General features: G+C 69.6%; 19 protein-coding genes. 10 read left to right on the top strand and 9 right to left on the bottom strand.

Going from position 1 to position 21,254, the window contains the following annotated elements:
• Nucleotides 1–140: 140 nt before the first annotated feature.
• Entirely contained in the window at nt 141–677 is a 537-nt protein-coding gene (locus tag RWH43_RS03305) for a VanZ family protein (RefSeq protein WP_316000654.1), read from the top strand.
• 90 nt (nt 678–767) lie between these two features.
• Complete coding sequence (locus tag RWH43_RS03300; protein ID WP_144829762.1) at nt 768–1,364, top strand: arsenate reductase/protein-tyrosine-phosphatase family protein; 597 nt, start codon at nt 768–770, stop codon at nt 1,362–1,364.
• 79 nt (nt 1,365–1,443) lie between these two features.
• Here RWH43_RS03300 and RWH43_RS03295 read toward each other — a convergent pair whose 3' ends face one another.
• Entirely contained in the window at nt 1,444–2,640 is a 1,197-nt protein-coding gene (locus RWH43_RS03295) for a hypothetical protein (RefSeq protein ID WP_316000653.1), read from the bottom strand.
• 96 nt (nt 2,641–2,736) lie between these two features.
• Between RWH43_RS03295 and RWH43_RS03290 the strand changes: the two genes are divergently transcribed.
• The 3 genes from RWH43_RS03290 (at nt 2,737) to RWH43_RS03280 (ending at nt 6,706) form a co-directional block, all read left to right on the top strand.
• Nucleotides 2,737–4,116 carry a tyrosine-protein kinase domain-containing protein gene (locus tag RWH43_RS03290; RefSeq protein ID WP_316000652.1) on the top strand — a complete coding sequence of 460 codons (1,380 nt, stop codon included), beginning with the start codon at nt 2,737–2,739 and terminating at the stop codon, nt 4,114–4,116.
• Between the two features lie 80 nt (nt 4,117–4,196).
• Entirely contained in the window at nt 4,197–5,660 is a 1,464-nt protein-coding gene (locus RWH43_RS03285) for a tyrosine-protein kinase domain-containing protein (protein ID WP_316000651.1), read from the top strand.
• Entirely contained in the window at nt 5,657–6,706 is a 1,050-nt protein-coding gene (locus RWH43_RS03280) for a glycosyltransferase family 4 protein (protein ID WP_316000650.1), read from the top strand. The genes RWH43_RS03285 and RWH43_RS03280 overlap by 4 nt, the downstream gene beginning before the upstream one ends.
• 31 nt (nt 6,707–6,737) lie before the next feature.
• On the opposite strand, the gene RWH43_RS03275 is transcribed toward RWH43_RS03280, so the two are convergent.
• The 7 genes from RWH43_RS03275 to RWH43_RS03245 are packed head-to-tail and all read right to left on the bottom strand — an operon-like array spanning nt 6,738 to nt 14,729.
• On the bottom strand, nt 6,738–8,033 hold the full coding sequence (locus RWH43_RS03275) for a hypothetical protein (RefSeq protein WP_316000649.1): 1,296 nt from the start codon (nt 8,031–8,033) through the stop codon (nt 6,738–6,740).
• Nucleotides 8,034–9,092, bottom strand: coding sequence for a polysaccharide pyruvyl transferase family protein (locus tag RWH43_RS03270; protein WP_316000648.1), 1,059 nt, complete (start codon nt 9,090–9,092; stop codon nt 8,034–8,036).
• Nucleotides 9,089–10,144 carry a glycosyltransferase family 4 protein gene (locus RWH43_RS03265; RefSeq protein ID WP_222123892.1) on the bottom strand — a complete coding sequence of 352 codons (1,056 nt, stop codon included), beginning with the start codon at nt 10,142–10,144 and terminating at the stop codon, nt 9,089–9,091. The genes RWH43_RS03270 and RWH43_RS03265 overlap by 4 nt, the downstream gene beginning before the upstream one ends.
• Nucleotides 10,141–11,247, bottom strand: coding sequence for a polysaccharide pyruvyl transferase family protein (locus RWH43_RS03260; RefSeq protein ID WP_316000647.1), 1,107 nt, complete (start codon nt 11,245–11,247; stop codon nt 10,141–10,143). Before RWH43_RS03260 ends, RWH43_RS03265 begins: the two co-directional genes overlap by 4 nt.
• Nucleotides 11,244–12,284: a nitroreductase family protein gene (locus tag RWH43_RS03255; RefSeq protein WP_144829746.1), complete on the bottom strand. Its 1,041-nt coding sequence runs from the start codon at nt 12,282–12,284 to the stop codon at nt 11,244–11,246. Before RWH43_RS03255 ends, RWH43_RS03260 begins: the two co-directional genes overlap by 4 nt.
• On the bottom strand, nt 12,265–13,620 hold the full coding sequence (locus RWH43_RS03250; protein WP_186325412.1) for a flippase: 1,356 nt from the start codon (nt 13,618–13,620) through the stop codon (nt 12,265–12,267). Before RWH43_RS03250 ends, RWH43_RS03255 begins: the two co-directional genes overlap by 20 nt.
• Nucleotides 13,617–14,729 (bottom strand): glycosyltransferase family protein, encoded by a 1,113-nt coding sequence (locus tag RWH43_RS03245; protein ID WP_396694427.1) that lies wholly within the window; start codon nt 14,727–14,729, stop codon nt 13,617–13,619. The genes RWH43_RS03250 and RWH43_RS03245 overlap by 4 nt, the downstream gene beginning before the upstream one ends.
• Nucleotides 14,730–14,887: 158 nt before the next feature.
• Here RWH43_RS03245 and RWH43_RS03240 point away from each other — a divergent pair, with 158 nt between their 5' ends.
• Nucleotides 14,888–16,231, top strand: coding sequence for an O-antigen ligase family protein (locus tag RWH43_RS03240; protein ID WP_316000646.1), 1,344 nt, complete (start codon nt 14,888–14,890; stop codon nt 16,229–16,231).
• On the opposite strand, the gene RWH43_RS03235 is transcribed toward RWH43_RS03240, so the two are convergent.
• Nucleotides 16,218–17,831 carry a hypothetical protein gene (locus tag RWH43_RS03235; RefSeq protein ID WP_144829735.1) on the bottom strand — a complete coding sequence of 538 codons (1,614 nt, stop codon included), beginning with the start codon at nt 17,829–17,831 and terminating at the stop codon, nt 16,218–16,220. The genes RWH43_RS03240 and RWH43_RS03235 overlap by 14 nt on opposite strands.
• Nucleotides 17,832–17,986: 155 nt before the next feature.
• On the opposite strand from RWH43_RS03235, the gene RWH43_RS03230 reads away from it, so the two are divergent.
• The 4 genes from RWH43_RS03230 (at nt 17,987) to rplC (ending at nt 21,252) form a co-directional block, all read left to right on the top strand.
• A complete protein-coding gene (locus tag RWH43_RS03230; RefSeq protein WP_316000645.1) occupies nt 17,987–19,531 on the top strand; it encodes a sugar transferase in 1,545 nt (514 codons plus the stop codon).
• Between the two features lie 90 nt (nt 19,532–19,621).
• Nucleotides 19,622–19,837: a hypothetical protein gene (locus tag RWH43_RS03225; protein WP_144829729.1), complete on the top strand. Its 216-nt coding sequence runs from the start codon at nt 19,622–19,624 to the stop codon at nt 19,835–19,837.
• A gap of 438 nt (nt 19,838–20,275) precedes the next feature.
• Nucleotides 20,276–20,584: a 30S ribosomal protein S10 gene (rpsJ, locus tag RWH43_RS03220; RefSeq protein WP_013584016.1), complete on the top strand. Its 309-nt coding sequence runs from the start codon at nt 20,276–20,278 to the stop codon at nt 20,582–20,584.
• Nucleotides 20,585–20,592: 8 nt separating this feature from the next.
• Entirely contained in the window at nt 20,593–21,252 is a 660-nt protein-coding gene (rplC, locus tag RWH43_RS03215; RefSeq protein ID WP_055959336.1) for a 50S ribosomal protein L3, read from the top strand.
• Nucleotides 21,253–21,254: the final 2 nt, after the last annotated feature.

Genomic DNA, 21,254 nt, shown 5'->3' with positions numbered 1-21,254 from the left:
CACCGGCCGTGCGCGGGGCGCTCCCCGCGGGCCGGTAGTGTGACTGTCTCGTACGCCAGCGAGCTTCGACCCGCTCCCGAATGATGGAGGCTGCTCTGCTTCCCCTTCCCGGACAGGCCCCGCCGCGCAGCCATGCGCGCGTGGGAAGTGCGTCGGTGCTGCTGTCGATCTACGCGGCGGTCGTGGTGGCGATGACCATGTCGCCCACGCCGTTGGACCGCGGATACCAGGGCGCGATCTCGCGCTTCCTCGCCGTGCTGCACCGCAACGGGGTGCCGGAGTGGTTCGGGTACTCGCAGTTGGAGTTCAGCGCCAACATCGCCATGTTCGTCCCCCTGGGCTTCCTCGTCGGTCTCCTGGTCCCGCGCCGGCTCTTCTGGCTCGCGCTCGTGATCGTGCCGGCGACCTCCACAGCGATCGAGGTGCTGCAGGGGCTCTTCCTCTCGCAGCGCTTCGCGAGCGTGTTCGACGTGCTCGCCAACACGATCGGCGGGTACATCGGCGTCGCGATCGTGATCGTGCTGCGCGTGTTCGTCGAGGGTCGTGACCGCAAGATCGTGGCCCGGGCGTTGTGGGAACGCAACGTCGCGATGATGAACGCCCAGCGCGCCGCCGTCCCTCCTCGACCAGATGCCGCGGGCCCCCGCCCCGGTGCGCCGCGGGCGGATCGCCGATGACGGCCTCGTCCTCGGCATCCGCGAGTGCCTTTTCCCCCACCCCATCCCCGCGCGCCGATCGAGTCGCGCGCGAACGAAGACGGAGTTCCGATGATCGAGATCATGACCGTGTGCACGGGCAACGTGTGCCGTTCGCCCCTGGCCGCCACGATGCTGGCGACCCGGCTCGCCGACCTCGACGTGCAGGTCACCAGCGCCGGCACGTACGGACTGCAGGGCGAGTCGATGACCGACGAGACGAAGCGCCTCGCGGCGCAGCTGGCGGTCGACCCCGCGCTGATCGAGGGCCACCGGGCGACCTACCTCACCGAAGCCCACCTGCGCGCCCCCGACCTCATCCTCGCGATGAGTCGCGAGCACCGACGCCGCATCGTCGAGCTCAACCCGGCACGGCTGCGGTCGACGCTGACGCTGCGGGAGTTCGCGCGGCTCGCGGCGGAGGTTCCGGATGCCGACATCGTCGGCGATGCGTCTGCCGCGGGCGACGACGACTCTCGGCGACTGAAGGCGGCCATCGACGCGGTGACCGGGGTGCGCGGTCTGACGCCTCCTCCCGCGGACCCGGCCGACGACGACATCGTCGACCCGTACCGCCGGTCGTGGGAGACCTACGAGCTCACCGCGTCGCAGTTGGCCCCTGCCGTGGAGCAGGTCGTCCGCGTCGTGCGGCTCGCGCTCACGCGCTGACCCCGCTCCCGGCAGACGACTGCGGCCCGCGACCCTCGGTGAGGGTGCGGGCCGCAGTTGCGTGGCGTTCGGGGGGTTTTCAGCCGCCGACGATCGGCGCCGCCGCGGCGGGGGTACCCGTGGGGGTGGGGGCGGGTACGGGCTCCACCGGGGGCGTCGTGGCCGGAGGGTCCTGGGGAGGTGTCGACGGCTGCGGCTGCTGCTCTTCCTGCTGCTGCTGTTCCTGCTGCTGCTGTTCCCGCAGCTGCTGCTGACGCTGCAGCTCCTGCTGGCGACGACGCTCCGCTTCGGCGGCGGCCTGTCGGTCGGCCTCTTCGATCTCCGCCGTGCGCTGCCCCGTCTTGAGCGCGGCCACGGCGTTCACGAAGTCGCTGATGGCGCTGGGCGAGGTGTGGCTCTCGACGGTGGCCACGCGTGCCGCGAGGCTGGTGACGTTCGTGCGCAGCGTCTCGTCGGCCAGGTCGTTCTCGGCGACGAGCGTGGTGGCCACGGCGGGCAGCTCGCGGCCGACTCCGGCGACGGCCTCCTCGAAGGGCTGCACCGTCTTCTCCAGGGTGGTGCGCAGGTCGTCGAGTTGCGCCGACGCCTCCTGCGCCTCGCGCGTGCGGGTGTCGACGAGGTCGATCGCCGTTCCGACCGACTCGAGCGAGTCGCCGTCGATCGCGGGACGTCGGTACGCGGCGAGCTGGTCGGGCATCTGCACGCCGTCGATCTCCGCCAGCAGCGCTTGACGCGCGGTCTCGGCGGTGGCGACGGCGGGGATCTCGGCGATCTGCGCGAGTGAGGCGAGAGGTGCGGCGAGGGCCTCGGCGTCGCTCTTCGCCGTCTGGCGGGACTGCTCGAGGGCCGAGATGCTGCTGTTGACCCGTTCGATGCTGTTGGCCAGCACCGCCTCGTTCGCCGTGAGGGTGTTGAGGGCATCCGAGGCGGGGGAGGCGGATGCCACCGAGATGCCCACCAGGGTCGAGGCCGACACGACCGAGACGACGGCGAGGGCGGCGGCGCCGATCGACAGCCAGTCGCGGCTGCTGCGGCTGCGGCGCAGGCGGCCGGGCTTCTTCACGCCGCGCAGCTCGGGCTCGGCGACGCGACGGCTGCCGATGAGGGAGTTCAACGCCTGCACCTCGTCGGCGAAGTCGGTGGGCGCCGACGTGACGCGGGGCGCACCATCGAACATCTCCTCGAGACGCCGATCGGTCGCAGGGTCGCCGAGAGTAGTTCGGACGCGTTCGTCGCGTCGCCGCTGAGAAGCGAAGAGGTCCTGCATTCGAGTCATGAGAATTTTCTTGGCGCGTAGTGTGAAAAGATCGTGCGTCGGCATTCAATGCTAACCGGGGCGGACGGTCCCGTTCAGCGCTCGGAGGATTTGCTTTTGCTTTTGCGTGACGTGCTCGCTGCTATTCGGCGCGGCTGGCTGCTCGTCGTCGCTTGCATGGCGATCGGCGCCGCGGCCGGCACGGCCCTGGCCGTGCTGACGCCCACCACCTACAAGGCCTCGGTCGAGTTGTACGTGGCGGCCGAGACGAATGGCACGCCGAACGGCCTGATCCAGGGGCGCAGCTACGTCCGCCAGTCGCTCGAGAGCTTCGTCGACCTCGTCTCGAGCGCCGTCGTCGTCGATCCCGTCATCGCTCAACTCGGGCTCTCCGGTAATGACGACAATATCGAAAGCCGCATTTCGGCTGAGAATCCGCCGAGTACGCAGACGATCGTCATCACGGCGACGGATGCCGTTCCGAGCGAGGCATCGCAATTGGCCAATGCTGTCGCGGAGAGCTTCACGACCGTCGTCGAGAAACAGCTCCAGGCTCCTCGCGGAACCGAGGGGGTGGGACTGCTCCGCGTCGAGACGGTCAGCCCCGCGCGCGTCCCGCTGGAGCCCTCCGCCCCGGACTACCGTCTGAACCTGCTCCTGGGCCTCGCGCTCGGAGCCGGCGCGGGCATCATCCTGGCGATCATCCGCACGATCATCGACACCCGCATCCATACGGCCGCCAGCGTCGAGTCGATCCTGTCGGCCCCGATCCTCGGCGGCATCCCCTTCGACCCCGACGCCTCCAAGCGGCCCCTCATCGTGCAGGAGTCGCCCCGCGATCCGCGGTCAGAGGCGTTCCGCCGCGCGCGCACGGCGCTGCAGTTCGTCAATCTCGACGGACGCGCGCCCGTCTACGTGGTCACCAGTGCCAACCCGGGCGAAGGCAAGTCGACCACCAGCGCGAACCTTGCCCTGGCCCTGGCCGAAGACGGCTCGAGCGTCGCGCTCGTCGACGCCGACATGCGCAAGCCGCGCACCGCGCAGATCTTCGGGATCGAAGGCGGCGCCGGCCTGTCGACCGTCCTGGCGGGTGCGGCGCCGCTGTCGGCCCTTCTCCAGCCGTACGGCTCCGGCCGCCTGTTCGTGCTCCCCGCCGGCGCGCAGCCGCCGAACCCGGCGGAGCTGGTGGGATCGCCGACGATGGAGGCGACGCTCGACACGCTGCGTCAGGCCTTCGACTACGTGATCGTCGACTGCCCGCCGGTGCTGCCGGTCACCGACGCCGCCGTGCTGGCGCGCTTCGCCACCGGGGCCATCCTGGTCGCGGCATCCGGATCCACCCGCAAGCCCCAGCTCGCCGACGCCGCGAAGGCGCTGTCGGCGGCCGATGTACGCCTGCTCGGCGTCATCCTGACCAAGCTGCCGACCCGGGGGCCCGATACCTACGGGTACGGCGCCTACACGTACGGCATGACGCACCAGCCGACCGACGCATGACGTCTGCCCGATGGGGGTATGACAGGATACAAAAGGGGCGCGACAGCTGTGCCCCACGACTGTGATTGAGGGAATTCACCGTGGAGTTGCGCGACTACATACGGATCCTGCACCGAAATTGGGTGCTCATCCTGGTGCTCACGATCCTCGGCGGAGCCGGTGGATTCGGCTATGCGGCGACGCAGACGCCCCAGTACCAGTCCACGACGCGCCTCTACGTGTCGGTGCAGGCCGATAGCGCCGACCCCGCCACGGGCGACCTGGTGCAGGGCACCACGTTCGCTCGGCAGATCGTCGCGAGCTACGTCGACGTCGTCACCAGCGCGCTCGTGCTGCAGCCCGTGATCGACGACCTGAACCTCGACACCTCGGTGGGCTCGCTCGCCTCGCAGGTGACGGCCGAGGCCCCGCTGAACACGGTCAACATCAACATCACGGTCACCTCGACCAGCGGCGCGCAGAGCGCCAAGCTCGCCGACGCGATCGCCTCGAGCCTGGTGGACGCCGTCCAGACCACGCTCGAGCCGCCGGTCAGCGAGGGGGCGGCCAGCCCGGTGCGTCTGACGGTCGTGCAGCCCGCGGTCGAGCCCTCGACCCCCTTCAGCCCGCGCATCCCGGTGATCGTCGTCGTCGCAGCCCTCTTCGGCCTCGTCGTCGCCGTGCTGCTGTCGATCCTCCGCAACGCCCTCGACACCCGCGTGCGCACGCTGAAAGACCTCGAGTCGCTCACCGAGGCACCGCTGCTCGGTGGCATCGCGTTCGACCCCGAGGCGACCAAGCGTCCGCTCATCGTGCAGGAAGACCCCCGCAGCCCGCGGTCGGAGTCCTTCCGCGCACTGCGCACCAACCTGCAGTTCCTGAACGTCGAGGGCGGCCCCAAGCTGTTCGTCGTCACCAGCTCCGGCCCCGGTGAGGGCAAGTCCACCACCACGGCCAACCTCGCGATCGCCCTCGCCGAGACCGGGGCGCGCGTCGCTCTGCTCGACGGCGACCTGCGCCTGCCGCGCATCGCCGACTACATGGGCATCGAGGGCGGCGTCGGCCTCACCGACGTGCTCATCGGCCGCGTCGAGGTGGCGGACGTGCTGCAGAAGTGGGGTCGCGGCCAGCTGTTCGTGCTCCCCTCGGGTCCCGTCCCGCCGAACCCGGCCGAGCTCCTGGGCTCCGCCGCGATGTCGCAGCTGCTCGCCACGCTGACCGAGCACTTCGACTACGTCCTCATCGATGCGCCCCCGCTGCTGCTCGTCACCGATGCCGCCGTCCTCAGCAAGGTCACGCGCGGGGCGATCATGGTCGCCGCGTCCGGCAAGGCCAAGAAGCAGGAGTTCGAGGGCGCGCTGCGCACCCTGCAGACGGCCGGTGGCCGACTGGTCGGCGTCATCATGACGATGCTTCCGACCCGCGGTCCGGACAGCTACGGCTATGGCGCCTACTCCTACGGAGGCGACGCCGAGACGGGGTCGTCGTCGGGCTCCTCGTCGAAGCGTTCGGGCAAGCGCGCCTCGTCGCGTCCGAAGAAGAAGCGCAAGGTCTCCGCGAAGTGAGCTCCGAGGTCGATCACTCCACGTCCGTCGTGCACGTGGTCGATCGCCTCACCGGCGGCGTCCCGGTCGCGGTGTGCGACTACATCCGCAACTCGCCCCGCGGCATCCGGCATACGATCCTGTCGCCGTGGGTCGAGGGCCGGCCGTCGCCGATCTGGGACGACGTCGACGCGGCGCATCTCGACCTGGGCGCGTCGCGTCTGCGCCAGCCGATGCGCACGCGCGCTGCCCTGCGCGGGAGCGACGCCGACGTGATCCACGCGCACTCGAGCTTCCCCGGTGCCTTCGTGCGACTGGTCAGGCCGTCCGGCATCCCCGTGGTCTACTCGCCGCACTGCTTCAAGTTCGACGACCCGAGTGTGTCGCGGGCGCTGCGCACCGCCGTCCGCGGCGCTGAGCGCCTCCTGGCGCGCCGGACGGACGTCTTCGCGGTCCTGTCCGGGCACGAGGCCGATCTGGCCCGTCAGCTCGGCGCAGGGGCGCGCGTGGCGCGCGTGCCCAACACCGCCTCGGTGCCTCCCCGCGCGCCTCGGGCGCATGCGCAGGACGCTCCCCGCCGCATCGGCATGGTCGGGCGCCTCGCAGGGCAGAAGGACCCGGCGATGATGATCGCCCTCGCGCGCGAACTCGCCGCGGGCCCCGCCCCCGTCGAGGCGGTCTGGATCGGCGGCGGCGACGACGCCTGGATGCAGCGTCTGCAGGAGGCGGGTGTGCGGGTCACCGGGTGGCTGCGCAAAGACGAGGTCACGCGCGAGCTCGACGCCCTCTCGCTCTACGTGCACACGGCCTCGTACGAGGGATTCCCGCTGAGCGTGCTCGATGCCGCGGCTCGCGGCATCCCGGTCCTCGGACGCCGCATCCCCTCGCTCGACGAGGTGGGTCTGCTCACCTTCGATTCCGCCTCCGACGGGGCGGCCTCCGTGCGCCGGCTCCTCGATGATCCGGCGGCCCTGCGCGACGCGCAGGAGCGCGGCGAACGCATGCTCGCGCAGATGAACCCCACGACCCAGGCCGACGCGCTCGACGCCGTCTGGCGCGGGATCTGAGCCCCGCGGCATCCGCCCCCTCGTCGCGCGGTCAGCGCACCGCGACGGCCAGCAGCGAGCTTCCGCTCCAGCTCCTGTAGTCCTCGTACCGTTCGATCCTTCCGACGAGGACGGAGACCGGCCCGCCCGGAGTCGGCATCGGACGGAACAGCGGCGCTTCGGAGTCGAGGATCTTCCGGTCGTCGCGCCACAGGGAGGACGTCCCCCCGTCCTCGCCGCAGTGCCAGACGGAACCGTCGACGCCAAAGGACGCACCGCACGGATAGCGCTCGAGGTGGGCGCCCGTCTTTCCGAAGGTGCGCGACGTCGTCAGGCCGTTCTCATCGACGGCGGTCTCGGTGTACACGCCGTCGGGAGAGACGTCTCCCGGGTACTCCACGGTCAGGACCGCGGGCGCGGCGGGAGAGGCACGGACGTCGAGGAGACGGCGGGTGCCGGAGGTCTGCCCGAGCACCGGGGTGAGATCCTCCGCCGACAGATAGGTCGACGACGTGATGTCGTGCGTCGTGCGGGGCTTCATCAGGTCCGTCAGGATGCCGGTGCGCAGGTCGAGCTCGAGCAGATAGACCTCGCTGCGACCGACGGCGGGGTTGTACCCCGCGGCGATGCGCACGGTCCCCGCCGACGTGTCGTCGAAGGTCGAGGTGAGGTACGCCTGCTCGGGGAACGTGATCAGGCGGCGGTACTTGCCGGAGTAGCTCGCCTCGCCGGTGGACCAGTTCACGACCAGTTCCGCGATGCCCCAGTTGAGGTCGTTGCGCAGGAGCACCCAGAACGTGTCGGTGTCGGCGGTCTGGGCATCGGGAATGTGCAGGATCTGGCCGTACGAGACCTTGCTGCCCACGGTGATCTCGGTCACCGGACGGTCGGCGAACGTTTCGGCGCGTCCCGATCCGGGGGCGACGGAGACATAAAAGCCCTCTTCGGTGCCGTGGTGCGTCCACTGCACGAGCGAACCGCGTCCGGGGAGCGTGATGCGCGCCGGCACGTTGTGGTCGTCGACCGGGGCGGTGCCGACCACGGTGCGGGAGGTCGCGCCCGTGTCGTCGATGTCGACGGCCTCCACCTCGCCGGTCTCGCTCAGCGCCGCGGTGGAGTACCAGTCCGACTGCTGCTGCACGACGGGACCGATCCACCACTCCTGGATGGCGTCGTCGATCGTGGCGACGATCTCGGTCGAGGGCGCGGGCTCGGGCGGAGCGGGCGGCCCCGCCACGCACCCGGCGGCGCCGACGGCCACGGCCGCGAGCAGGCCGAGCGCGGCGCTGAGGCGCGCACGCGGACGGCGCCGCACGGGGGAGGTGTCGGCCGGGTCGGACCGGCGCACTTAGTCTCCGATCGCGTTCTGCAGGGCGAGGACGATGTCCGCGCGGGCATCGCGGATGCGCGCCGACGAGTTCATCAAGCGCGCGTCGTAGTCGTCGCGCACCGCCGCGTCGTTCAGCAGGTCGGCGACCTGGGTGGCGACGGTGTCGACGTCGAAGCCGTTGACGCGGTGCACCCAGGGCGAGATCCCGAGGTCGTCGAAGGCGCCGAAGCCCTTGCGCTCGTACGCGAGGTGGACGACGTAGTGGCCCGCGGCCAGAGCCATCAGGGCGGCATGCAGACGCACGGCCACCACCACGCGCGGAGTGCTCCCGGCGCCCATCAGTTCGCTGCGCTCGAGGGTGCGTGCGGGGCTCAGGGTCGCGGATGCCGGGCGGTCGTCGTTACCGCCGATCGTGCTCTGGATGTACCCGTCGTAGGGCGTCATGCGCTCCGCCAGCGCGTAGATGTCGGGGTTGATGCGTCCGTGGACGCTGCGGATCGACAGGACGGGACGGGGCTCCACCGTGGTGCCGGCCTTGCGGGCGTCGGCGATGGACGCCGCGGCCAGATCGGGCGTGCGTACGAGGGTCGGGCCGGCGACCTCGAGGAAGGTGCGGTCGTCGCGCACCATGACCACGTCGATGTCGCGGAGCAGGCGCGTGAGCACGCCGCGCGTGCCGAAACGAGCCGGCCCGATGCTCTGCGGGAGGTAGACCGACGGCGTGGTCGACCGCGCGGCCGCCCGCAGCTGCGGTCCCATGACGAGTGCCGACTTCAGCAACTCGACGGGGGTGCCCGCGCGCAGGTATCCACCGCCGACGCCGACCACGAGGTCGAAGTCGTCGATGCGCGAGAGCACGGCGCGCGTGCGCCGGTCCCATCCGCGTCGGGTCGGCACGGTGGGGAAGGTCGGGATGCCCAGGTCGGCGAAGCTGTCCGGGCGCGAGGCGAGCATCGTGGCATCCACCGCACCGAAGGCGTCTTCGAGCAGCGCCAGCGTCTCGCGCACGAGCAGACCGTCGCCGGCGTTGTCGGCGGAATAGGCGTGCAGGATCAGCACGCGGGGAGAACGGTTCATCGCAGCACCCGCCGGTAGACCTCGAGATGTTTGTCGACGCTGGCGTCCCACGTGAAGCGGCTCGCCCACGCCAGGCCCTCCGCGCGGCACTGCGCGCGGGCGGTGTCGTCGGTGACCGCCGAGACGATGCCGGCGGCGATCGCCTCGGGCTCCAGACCCGGCAGGCGCAGCGACGGGCCCGCGACCTCGGCGAGCGATCCGCGATCCGAGGTGGCCACGACGGCGCCGGCGGCGAGGGCCTCCAGCACGGGGAAGCCGAAGCCCTCGTACAGCGAGGGGAAGAGGAAGACCTCGCACGCCTGCATGAGAGCGGCGCGGTCCTCGTCGCTGACGAACCCGAGCGAGATGACGTCGGGGGAGTCGCGGATCTCACCGAGCGAGTCGTCGGCGTTCCACGCCGCCTTGCCGGCGATGACGAGGGGCAGGCCGAGCGCGCGCACCTCGGGGGTCGCGAACGCCCGCACCAGCGAGACGAGGTTCTTGCGCGGCTCGATGTTGCCCAGGTACAGGGCGAAACGCTCGGGGAGCTTCGCGCGCACCTCGGCCGACAGCTCCACGGGAGTCGAGAATCGCTCCACGTCGATGCCGTGCTCGATGGTCGTCAGACGCTCGGGCTCGACGCCGAAGACCTCGGCGACATCGCGAGCGCTGGAGTTCGACACCGTGATGACGTGGTCGGCGGCGCTGATCGCGCGGCCCACGCGGAAACGCCACGCCTTCTCCTGTGCGGGACGACGTGCGACGTCGATCCACCGACTGGCGACGCCGTGCACCGTGACCACGGTCGGGGTCCGGGTGCCGAGCAGGGGCCCCGTGTCTCCGACGTAGTGCAGCACATCGCCCGCGGCGTGCCGGCGCAGGCCCGCGGCGGTCTCGAGCGCGGCGGTCGCGACCGGGTGCGAGGCGGCCGCGATGCGCCCGACGGGCACCCCCCGGGCCTCGAGCCCCGTGGCGATGTACCGCGCGTAGGTCGTGTTGCCGCCGACGTGGCGGTCGACGAAGCGCGACGGCATCAGCACGCGCAGGCGCGACGAGCCGCTCCCGGCCGTCACGAGCGGATCCCGAGGACCGATTCGACCTCGGTCCACATGCGCTCGTTCTGCGCGAGCAGCTCGGGCACCCGTGCGTCCAGGCGGGCGGCGGTCTCGGTGTCGGTGAGGGTGCGGCGGATGCGTGCGGCGATGGCATCCGACCCGTCCGTCATCCACGCACCGGCGCCGAAGTCCTCGAGGAGCTCGGCGTACTTGTGCGACCACCCCAGCGCGACGACGGGCGTGCGCGACGAGAGGGCGCTGACGAGCGCGTGGAAGCGACTGGCCACCACGATCCGCGCGTCCGAGAGCACGCGCTTGAGCACGAGGGGGTCGGGGCTCTCGAAGATCTCGACCTCGCTGCGCTCGGACAGCGCCTTGGCCAGGGCGCGGTCGTTGTGCTCGTGCACGACCACGACGGCGCGCAGCCCCTGTGCGCGGAACTCCGCCGCACCGTCGGCGAGGAACTGGGTGTACTCCTCGAGCGAGAGCTTGGTGTGGCTGAGCATCTTCGCGTTGGGCACGATGGCGCCGAACTCGCCGGTCAAGGGCGAGGGGATGCTGCCGGGCTTGAGGCCGATGGTGAAGTCGGGGGCGAGGCGCACCTCGGTCTTGGCGCCGAGGGCCGTGACGTAGTCGAGGCTCTGACGGTCGCGGGCATAGACGAGGGCGGCTCCGTCGAGCAGCTCGCGGGTCCACTTCGCCTGCTCGGGGTTCGTGAACGGACCGAACGCCTGCGGAAGGAACACGCGCGGAACGCCGCGCTTCTTCCACGCCGCGCTGATCTTGGCCTCGCGCTTGCTGCGCTGGATGCTGAAGGAGTCGCTGTACGCGAAGCCGGCGGCGTCGAGCACTCCACCCACGTCCTTCGAGGCCACCAGGCCGAACGCGTCCTTGACCGAGCCCGGGATCAGACCGCCCACGGCGCCCGACACGGCGGGCAGCTGGTTCAGCAGGAGCGTCTGGTGGAAGCCCAGAGCGCCGCGGTCGTCGAAGTCGCTGCCGTTGGGCGAGACGGTCAGCTTCGCCCGACCCTGCAGACGGTTCGCCACGGCGATCATCATCAGGTGGGCGCCCTTGTTGTGCGTGTTGACGCCACGCAGTTCGATCCACTCAGCGGTCATAGCGAGTTGTAGCTCCTTAGGGCGTCGAGGTGGCGCTTCGCGGAGTACGGGGTCGTACCCTGCTCGTCCGCGTAGCCGTAGCCGACCAGCATGACCACGCGTTCGTGGGACTGGAGGCCGAGAAGGCGGCTCATCTTCTCGTCGCGCGAGGCGATGTCGGGCCAGTTGATGCAGACCGACGCGACGCCCTGCGACTCCAGGCCGAGGATGAACGACATCGCGGCGAGGCAGCCGTCGGTGTAGATGAGGTGGCGGTCGCGCTCGTCGATGAAGGCCGACATGTCGCCGACGATCACGGCGATGCCGGGCAGGTTCTGCCCGTAGCCGGCGGTGCCCATCGGCACCTTCGCGACCTTGGCGACCTGCTCGGGGTCGTCGAAGAAGCGGAACGAGAACGGCTGGCGGTTGCACGCGGTGGGGGCCTCGGCGGCGACCAGCATGGCCTTGTCGACGACCTCGTGCGGCACCGGGCGCTGCTCGAACCAGCGCACCGACTTGCGGCGCTTGGCGAGGGCGGTCAACGCCTCGATCTCGACCGGCGGAGCATCCACGAAGGGGGCGTGCGGGCCGCTGACGTTGTCGCGCTCAATGTTCCACGAGATGCGGCCGAAGTTCTCGCGGGCACGCGCGATCGTGGGGTCGGAGCTCGACGCCGTCGCCTCGAAGTAGCGCTCGAGCACCTCTCGCGCCCACAGCTCGACCTCGGCCGAGATGATCGGGGGCATCGCCTGCGTCAGGCGGCCGGCGAGGGTGACGGTCTCTTCGATGTACGCCACGGCGAAGGTCTCGCGCCGGGGGCGCATGGTGAGACCCTTCTCGGCCATGTGGATGTTGCGGCGCAGGAGGAACTCGAGCTTGCCGTCTTCGAGACGGCGCCAGTACTCCTGGTTGCCGCGGGCGACCACGAGCCGCTCGCGCCGGTAGGCGTCGCTCCAGAACGTGAAGTAGATCGAGCGCTCGAGGGCGTTGCCCTTGCGAAGGCGAACGCGCAGGCGCTCCCGCAGACGACCTGCGGCCTTACGGAGCTTCTTCTTCATGGCTGCCTTTCTTTCGCGTTCCGCGCACGGCGGAGGCGAGGAGTCGGAGCGGATAAATGAACGCCAACGTCATCTGAACGCCCGCGACACGTGTCGTCTTCGTCGCGAAACACGAAAGGTACGAGGCGACGAAATACGAGAACACCGTCGCCCACGCGCTTCCTAGGATTCCCCAATGCGGGATGAGAAGGAAATTCAGAGCGATGTTGAGAACCGCGCCGAGCGTATTTCTGGTCAGCGAGGCGAAGAGTGCGTTCTCGGCGATGATGAACTTGCTGAACACCGCCGCCATGAAGACGAACGGCAGAGCGAGCACGTGGATCTGCAGCACGGGACCGGATGCCTCGTACTTCGCGCCGTACAGGGTGGTGAGCACCCACGGGCCGATCAGCAGGATCACCACGGCGATGAGCACCCCGGCCCAGAACGCGCGGTCGTAACTGGCCTGCAGCTCCTGCTTGTACTGCCGGCTCTTGTGGCCGTACTCCCGCCGCACCTGCAGCAGACGGGGGAAGGTCGCCGTCATGAACACGACGGGCAGGAAGTACGCCATCTCCGACAGGCGCGCCGCGGCCGAGTACAGGCCGACGGCCGAGCTGCCCAGCAACGCCTGGATGACCACGACGTCGCCGCGGGAGTTGATCTGCGTGGCCAGGCTCGCCAGCATCAGGATCCACGAGCTGCCCAGCAGAGCGCGCGGGGTCTCGATCTCGGGCTTGGCGAACTTGGGGGAGTCGCGGTCACGGGCGTACCGCACCAGGAGCAGGCTCGAGACGACGACCGCTTCGACGACGTAGAGGATGACGAAGGTCATCAGGTCGGCACCGGTGAAGGCCAGGACGAGCCGGATGCCGAGCATCACCAGGACGACGGCGATGCGCACCGGCGCCGTGCTGCCGCTGCGCGCCTGCGCCTGGAACCACAGTTCGCTGGCATCGAGGGCGCGGGCGAACAGCACCAGCAGCGCGATCGCGGTGGCCCCGACGACGGCGGCGTCGCCGACCAGGGCCGAGATCGGCAGGAGCACCAGGTACGCCAGGATCGCGAAGAACTCGCGGATGAGGATCAGCGCCGTCATCGTGCGATGGGCGGATGCCGGCTTGTCGACGAACGCCTTGATGGCGATACCGGCGAGACCCGCGGTCAGGATCGCCGTGCCGATGCTGGCGAGGTTCGTCGCGAAGCTGAACACGCCCAGATCCGAGACGCTGACCGTGCGCGCGAGGATGATGCCGGTGATGGCCGTGCTGCCCAGGGTGACGAACTGCTGGATCGTCGCCCAGACGCCGCTCTTGATCGAGCGGCGGCGAGAGAACGGCGCGGAGGAGGTGCTCACGTCGTCGAGCCCCTGCGCGTCGAGTCCGCGAAGGCGAGAAGGCGCTTCGCCCGGTCGGCCCAGCCCATGTCCTGAGCGGCGCGACGCCCGGCCGCACGCTCGGCCTCGCCGGCTGCCGCGGCCGAGGTGACGGCGCGTGCGGCGCCGACGACGTCGTCGTAGAGGTGGACGTTCGTGTCGGCGCGGCGGCGCAGCTCGTCGGAGGAGCGCGCCACGACGGAGAGACCGGCGGCGAGGTACTCGTAGTACTTCATGGGGCTGCGACCGGCATTCCCGGGGTGGTCCGAGAGCGGGAGCAGTCCGACGGCGTGACGGGCGAGCAGGGCGGGCGCCTGCGCGTACGGGACGGCGCCGACGAGTGCGACGTTGGCGGGGAGGGCCGGGACGACCGCGGGCCGCGGGCCGGCGATGGTGAACGACACGTCGGGAAGCGCCCGGGCGAGGTCGGCCACGAGAGCCCAGTCGAAGCGCGCGTCGAGGGCGCCCAGGTAGACGACACCCGCCCGCTCTCCGCCGTCACCCGCGGAAGCGAACCGGTCGTACTCCACGCCGTTCTCGATCACGGTCGAGGGTCCGGTCCATCCGGTGCCCGCGGTGACCTGCTCGAGGGTCGACGCGGAAGCGGCGGAGATCCCGTCGGCCCGCTCGAGCAGCCGCACCTCGGCTGCGCGGGCGCGCGGGTCGTGGTGCGCGTCGGTGGGGCGGTAGATGATCTTCGCCCGGGGGAAGTCAGCGATCGCCGGACCGAGCAGGGGCTGGTCGACGAACACCACGTCGGCCGACCGGAACGCACCGAGACGCCGCCGGCGCCAGGGGCCCGTCAGGCGCAACTGCGCCTCGTTCACGGTGGTGGGAACCGAGCCGAGCGGAGCGGGGACGAGGGGGACGAACTGACGGACGCCATCGGCATCGGATCGAGGCGCCCGCGCCGATTCGAGACGCGCGCGAACGTCCTCATCGCGCATCGCTTTTCCGAGGTGGGCGAGTGACACGGGCGTCGCGACGTGCGCCACGGAATGTCCGAGGCGAGCGATTTCGCGCGAAAGATGATGGCTTCCGACGCGGAACACACCACTGGGCGCTGTGTGGCTCAGAAAGACGACCCTCACCGATCTGTCCCCGAGCAATGGCCGGGGCCAGGCATTTCGGTCATGGCCTCCAGTCTATGTGCTCCCACGTCGGAGGCCTTTCTGCGCAATGGACGTCATTGCATTGATGCGGGAGGCGTCATTCGTCCGATCCGCGCCCGGTTGGGTACGCTGACGCGGTGAGTGATGTGAGAGCAGCGTTGGCGGAGCGCCTTCCCCCGACTCTCGCGTCCAAGCTCATGTTCATCGCGGTGTGCGCCGTCCCCTTCCAGCAGGCGCTGACCATCGACGCCGGATTCCCGCTGAAGATCAGTGAGATCACCGGCATCCTGGCGGTCGTGCTCTACATGACCAGCGAGCGCACGGGCGAGCGGCGGCGGTACTTCGGCGCGCCGTTGCAGTGGGCCCTCCTCGCCCTGGTCTACCTGTCCACCACGCTGTGGCTCATCATGGGACCGCCCCGCGAGACCGCACTCGGGTACGAGCGCGGGATGAACGCCGACATGCTCCTGTACTTCGTGTACGCGGCGCTCGTCATCGTCCTGTCCTCCTTCGCCGGAACGCGACTCGGACCGGACTGGATCGCCCGCGGCCTCGGCGTGGCGGTCAAGCTCGCAGCGGCCTGGAGCCTGCTGCAGGTGGCGCTGTACTTCGTGGGAGCCGCGTCGATTCTGCGCGAGGTCCACGCCACGGTGCAGATCGGCGCCGCGTACGGCGTGGGTCTCCCGCGCAACGGCCCCTTCCTCGAGGGCAACTACCTCGGCTTCTTCGCGGGCATCGCGCTCTTCGTCGTTCTCCGTCGCCGCGACTGGTGGGGCGTCGCCGCCGCGGCCGGCTGCCTCCTGTACTCGCAGTCGACCGTCGCCCTCGTCGGCGTGGTGGTCGGCGTGCTCGCCGTCGCGGTGCTGCGACCGGCCGGTCGCGTCGTCGGCGTCCTGGCCTTCGTCGCCCTGGTCGGGATCATCGTCGTCTCCACCGTCGACGTGGTCGCGGTGTACATCACACGCCAGCTGGGCAAGCTCGGCCTCATCAGCGACGCGTCGCTCGGTGCGAGCATCGAATACTCGCTCAACAACCGCACGTCCTCCATCCAGCGCGCCATCGACATGTCCGAGGTCTTCCCGTGGCTCGGCGTGGGCCCGGGTCGCTACGGGTACTGGGACGACGCGTTCAGCGACACTGCGGCGGCCATCGGCAACCGCGGTATCGCGAACAACGCGTACGCCCAGGTCCTCGCCGAGGTCGGCGTGGTCGCCGTCGTATGTCTGATCGGACTCATCCTCACGCTGATCCTGCGCAACCTCCGATCACCCCGCAGCGTGCTGGCGATGGCGGTGTTCCTCGCCGTCGGTCTGAACGCCGCGCCGTCGTGGACGGTGCTGCCGATCTGGTTCGCGGTGGCCCTGCTCGCCACGACGCCGAGCGCCAAGGCGCCGCAGAGCGACCTGTTGCCGGAAGGCGCTCTCAAGGGTCAGGCGCTCGACGCCCCGAGTGAACGAGGCGTCGCGGTCACAACGCCGTGATGACGATCTCCTGAATCTGGGTCTCGCCCAGCCCGGTCTTGTCGAACAGCAGCCGCAGGCGGAAGTGCGTGGCCCAGGCGGGTGCACGGCGGTCCCACGTGCCGGCGCCGAACACCCGCCGGTAGTTCGCCGTGCCCGCGATCGTTTTGAGAGGGATCGACGTGGCTCCTCGCGCTTGGTTTCGGAGCACGTTCGGCACTCCCGCCGTCGTCTCCCCGCGCAGGGCCACGAACGACTCGATCAGTTCGAGCGAACCGGTCGAGGTCGTCGAGCCGAAGGTGATGGCCATCGCATAGAGCTTGCCGTAGGCGACCGGCACGTCGAACGCCACCGTGCCGGGCTTGGTGGTGCTGAGTCTCTTGACGACCAGGTTGCCCGAGGCGACGCGCAGCGAGATGCCCGGGTTGGCCGTGCGCGACGTCCGATCGGTGTTGTTGACGTAGGCCTCGACGACGGTGCTCTGCTCGAAGCTGCCGTCGACGAGGACGTTGGCCTGCGGGCTGGGCATCAGAGCGCCCATGGAGGAGCCGGACGCGCCCCCGTCGTACACGACCGGATCGCTGATGGTGATCTGGCCCGTTCCGCCGCACAGGAAGCCGGAGGTCGTGCTGGTGCGCATGAGGGCGGTGCTGATGAGGTGGATGCCGCCACCCCAGCTGGGGTTGCGGGTCTCGAAGATCGCGGGGGCCACGGGGTCCTCGTGGAAGAAGATGTGGCCGCTGGTCAGGATGATCTTCGCGCTCGAGTCGGAGCCCGTGACGAAGTGGGCGTCGGTGGACCGCGCCCCCGTCTCGTTGAACTCGATGTGCGGGGCATCGATGAAGACACCGCCGGCGAGGGCCTCCACCGCGCGTCGGCAGAAGTCGATCGACGTGGAGATCAGGTGGAAGTTACCGTCGGGGTTGGAGTTCTGCACCGCGAGATCGCACGTGCCGATCCCCCCGCCGATGAACTTGATGTTCTCGCCGTAGTTGCGGAGTCCTCCGGGCATCGAGATGCCCACGTTGCAGCGGTAGACGTGGCAGTTGAAGAAGCTGAGCAGGAAGGCGTTCGAACGGAATTCGATCCCCGTCGCGAAGCCGGAGAGCTCCATGCCGAAGATCCCGACCCCGCGCACGTCGGTGGTGGAGGTTCCTTCGAAGACGACTCCCGGAGCCGTCGTCGCCGACGAGCCCGGGCCGAGGATGCGCAGACCCGTGACGGTGGAACGGGTGTTGGGATAGCCGGCGTTGCTGCTGCCGGTGAAGACGAAGGCGGGCTTGTTCTTCACCCCTCGGGCGTCGACGGTGCCCTGGGTGAAGTCGAGGGAGACGTATGAGGTGTCGACGGTGATCGTGTCGGTGATCACCATGCGCCGCGAGATCGTCAGTCGCACCTCCTCCCGGGAGGAGACGAAGCTCGACAGCGCCACGCGCAAGCGAGCTTCGTCGGTCATGCTCGAGTCGCCGAACTCGAGGATGTTGCGGACGCCGTGCACCTGCTGCTTGGTCACGACGTCGGCGGGGTCGGCCGCCGATGCGCGCTGAGCGGGTGCGGCGACGGTGACGGCAGTAGCCGCTGCGGCGATGCCGAGCAGTGCTCGGCGGCGCGTCGTGTTCATTTCTCTCCCCCAGGACATGGGGTGAGCGTAACGTGCGGCTTCCTCATCCGTGGGGTGTTTTTCCGCGGGCCGGTGCGCCGCCGTCGCGCGGCGAGCCTGGGGGAGTGCTTAGCGCGGCGTATGATTAACGTCTGCCGACGACATGGGAGCCCATCGTGACGCGACACACCGCACCGGCAACGCAGCATCGAGATCCATCCTCGGCCGTACCCGGCGCCGGAGTCGACGATGCCCAGAATCCTGCCCCCGGGGCGGGCGAGCACCGCCCCTCGGGCAAGCGCGTCGCGCGGTGGCCCGAGCGCTACGCAAGCCGGCTCTTCTACAGCGACGCCCTCGTGATCGCGCTGTCGTTCTCGATCTACGCCCTCCTCGCGCTGCCCGAGTTGAGCCTCCCCGTCGCCTGGGACGGCGGTCCGCGCATCTCCTACGCGCTGGCGCTCTTCGTCCTCGGCATCATCTGGCTGATCTGTCTCGACGTCGTCGACTCGCGCGACCGGCACACGGTCAGCGAGGGCTTCGCCGAGTACCAGCGCATCGTCAGGGCGTCTCTCCTCGCGTTCGGCCTCGCCCTCGTCATCGCGTTCTTCCTGCGCATCGATCTCGCTCGATCGCTGTTCGTGCTCGCCCTCCCCATCGGCGCGGTGCTGCTCATCGTGTCGCGATCGCTGTGGCGCCGGTGGCTGCACCGCCGCCAGCTGCAGGGCAAAGACGTCCACCGTGCCGTCGTGATTGGCGAGCGCGCGAAGGTGGGGCACGTCATCCGGTCCATCCAGCGTGCATCGCGCGCCGGCTACCACATCGTCGGCGCCGTCACCGAGCGCGGGACCCGAGCGGAGATCGAATCGGTCCCGGTTCTCGGTTCGTACGCCGAGGCCGAGCAGACCGTCGACAGCGTCAAGGCAGACACCGTCATCGTCGCCGGTGCCGACGACCTCGACCCGCAGGCCATGCGCGAGCTGGGATGGGCCATGGCGGACCGCGACGTGGCGTGGATCGTCGCGCCGGCACTGACCGATGTCGCCGGCCCCCGCATCCACGCGCGCCCCGTGGCGGGCCTGCCGCTCGTGCACGTCTCGTTCCCCAAGCTCGAGGGCATCAATCGCATGGCCAAGCGCTCCTTCGACATCGTCGGCTCCGCGCTGCTGCTCCTGCTGCTCTCGCCCGTCATGATCGTCGTCGCGCTCGCGGTGAAGCTCACCAGTACCGGGCCCCTCTTCTACTCGCAGGAGCGCATCGGGCGTCGCGGACGACCGTTCGGCATGTTGAAGTTCCGCTCGATGGTGGCCAACGCCGATGATCAGCTCGCGGGCCTGCTCGACCAGCAGGGCACCACCGACAAGCCCCTGTTCAAGGTGGTCAACGACCCGCGCGTCACGCGCGTCGGTCGCATCCTGCGCCGGTACTCGCTCGACGAGCTCCCTCAGCTGATCAACGTGCTGCTCGGCGACATGAGCCTCGTCGGTCCCCGACCGCAGCGCCAAGCCGAGGTCGAGCTCTACGACGACGCCGCTCACCGTCGTCTGCTCGTGAAGCCGGGAATGAGCGGCCTCTGGCAGGTGAGCGGACGCTCGACGCTGTCGTGGGAGGACTCCCTGCGCCTCGACCTCTACTACGTCGAGAACTGGTCGTTCACGCAGGACATCGTCATCCTGCTGCGCACCTTCCGCGCCGTCGTCGCTCCCGGCGAAACCGCGCACTGAGCGGGAGGGGCTTCCGCGGCACCGCGCGGTCCCTCCAGAATGAGGGCACGGCCGACACCACCGTCGGCCCCGTCAGCGAGGGGGATCACCATGGGTGTGGACGACATCATCGCCAAGGGCAAGAAACTGCTCGACGAGAACCGCGACAAGATCGAAGAGGCGCTCAAGAGCGAGAAGGCCGAAGAGGTGAGCGACAAGATCCTCGACGGTGCAGCCGACGCGATCAAGAAGGTCGTTCCGGCCGAGCAGCACTCCAAGGTCGACGAGGTCCGCGAGAACGTCGACAAGAACATCGGCAACGCCTGACATCAGGTCGCCGGATCGGCGCCGTCCCCGGGAATCGGGGGCGGCGCCGTCGCGTTCGGGGAAGAGTTGCTGAGGATACGCCGCACGCGACACGCCCGGGTTTGCGACACGCGCGGGCGGTCCGTAGACTAGTTCAGTTCCACATTCCGGTGCGCGCTCGGCGCGCGCCAGGATCACTGTCTCGGCAGTGCACAGGCGGCGCGGAAGCGCAGGGTCCTGGGCCGCGGGCAGCAGAACAGACACCGAACCCCTCATCCTTCACCGGATTCGTGCGCGTGCGCACGCGGGGTGGGCCGGATGCCATGGCATCCGGTTTGACAGCTGAACAGCGGTGCAGCATCTCTCGCGCAAGCGAGGGGAAGTGCCAGGGCGCGAGAGCGCCACCGTGCGTCCAATGCCCCAGGTCGGGTAAGACGCGAGAAAGAGAGAGAGCAGACAATGGCGGGACAGAAGATCCGCATTCGCCTGAAGTCGTACGATCACGCCGGGCTCGACTCGTCGGCGCGCAAGATCGTCGACACCGTGACCCGTGCCGGTGCCACCGTGGTGGGCCCGGTTCCCCTGCCGACCGAGAAGAACGTCGTGTGCGTCATCCGGTCGCCCCACAAGTACAAGGACAGCCGCGAGCACTTCGAGATGCGCACCCACAAGCGCCTCATCGACATCATCGACCCGACGCCCAAGGCCGTCGACTCGCTGATGCGCCTCGACCTTCCTGCCGATGTCAACATCGAGATCAAGCTCTGAGGTTCGACATGGCTGACATCAACTCCAAGATCTCCAAGGGCCTCCTCGGCACCAAGCTCGGCATGACCCAGGTGTGGGACGAGAACGGCAAGCTCGTTCCCGTCACCGTCATCGAGGTCGCCCCGAACGTCGTGACCCAGCTCCGCTCGCTCGAGAAGGACGGCTACAACGCCGTTCAGATCGGCTACGGCCAGATCGACCCCCGCAAGGTGAACAAGCCCCTCACGGCTCACTTCGACGCCGCGGGCGTCACCCCGCGCCGCCACCTCACCGAGGTGCGCACGGCGGATGCCGCCGACTACGCGCTGGGCCAGGAGCTCACCGTCGACGGTCTCTTCGAGGCCGGCCAGCTGGTCGACGTCGTCGGCACCAGCAAGGGCAAGGGCACCGCGGGTGTCATGAAGCGTCACAACTTCAAGGGTGTCTCCGCTTCGCACGGTTCGCACCGCAACCACCGCAAGCCCGGCTCGATCGGCGCATCGTCGACCCCGAGCCGCGTCTTCAAGGGCATGCGCATGGCCGGCCGTATGGGTGGCGAGCGCGTGACCGTCCTCAACCTCACGGTGCACGCCGTCGACGCCGAGAAGGGTCTGATGCTCGTCAAGGGCGCCGTCCCCGGTGCTCGTGGCCGCATCGTCTACGTCCGCAACGCAGTGAAGGGTGCCTGAAC

The organism is Microbacterium algihabitans (genome assembly GCF_032464975.1).
GTDB classification, from domain to species: Bacteria; Actinomycetota; Actinomycetes; order Actinomycetales; family Microbacteriaceae; genus Microbacterium; species Microbacterium algihabitans.
Note: the sequence above shows the minus strand (reverse complement) of the source record. Positions and strands in the feature narration are given on the sequence as shown.

Bases quoted from the DNA above. Each gene is read 5' to 3' on its own strand.
- RWH43_RS03295 (WP_316000653.1), bottom strand. From the start codon at position 2,640: ATGACTCGAATGCAGGACCTCTTCGCTTCTCAGCGGCGACGCGACGAA.
- RWH43_RS03255 (WP_144829746.1), bottom strand. From the start codon at position 12,284: ATGAAGAAGAAGCTCCGTAAGGCCGCAGGTCGTCTGCGGGAGCGCCTG.
- RWH43_RS03235 (WP_144829735.1), bottom strand. From the start codon at position 17,831: ATGAACACGACGCGCCGCCGAGCACTGCTCGGCATCGCCGCAGCGGCT.
- RWH43_RS03300 (WP_144829762.1), top strand. From the start codon at position 768: ATGATCGAGATCATGACCGTGTGCACGGGCAACGTGTGCCGTTCGCCC.
- RWH43_RS03270 (WP_316000648.1), bottom strand. From the start codon at position 9,092: ATGAACCGTTCTCCCCGCGTGCTGATCCTGCACGCCTATTCCGCCGAC.
- rpsJ (WP_013584016.1), top strand. From the start codon at position 20,276: ATGGCGGGACAGAAGATCCGCATTCGCCTGAAGTCGTACGATCACGCC.
- rplC (WP_055959336.1), top strand. From the start codon at position 20,593: ATGGCTGACATCAACTCCAAGATCTCCAAGGGCCTCCTCGGCACCAAG.
- RWH43_RS03260 (WP_316000647.1), bottom strand. From the start codon at position 11,247: ATGACCGCTGAGTGGATCGAACTGCGTGGCGTCAACACGCACAACAAG.
- RWH43_RS03225 (WP_144829729.1), top strand. From the start codon at position 19,622: ATGGGTGTGGACGACATCATCGCCAAGGGCAAGAAACTGCTCGACGAG.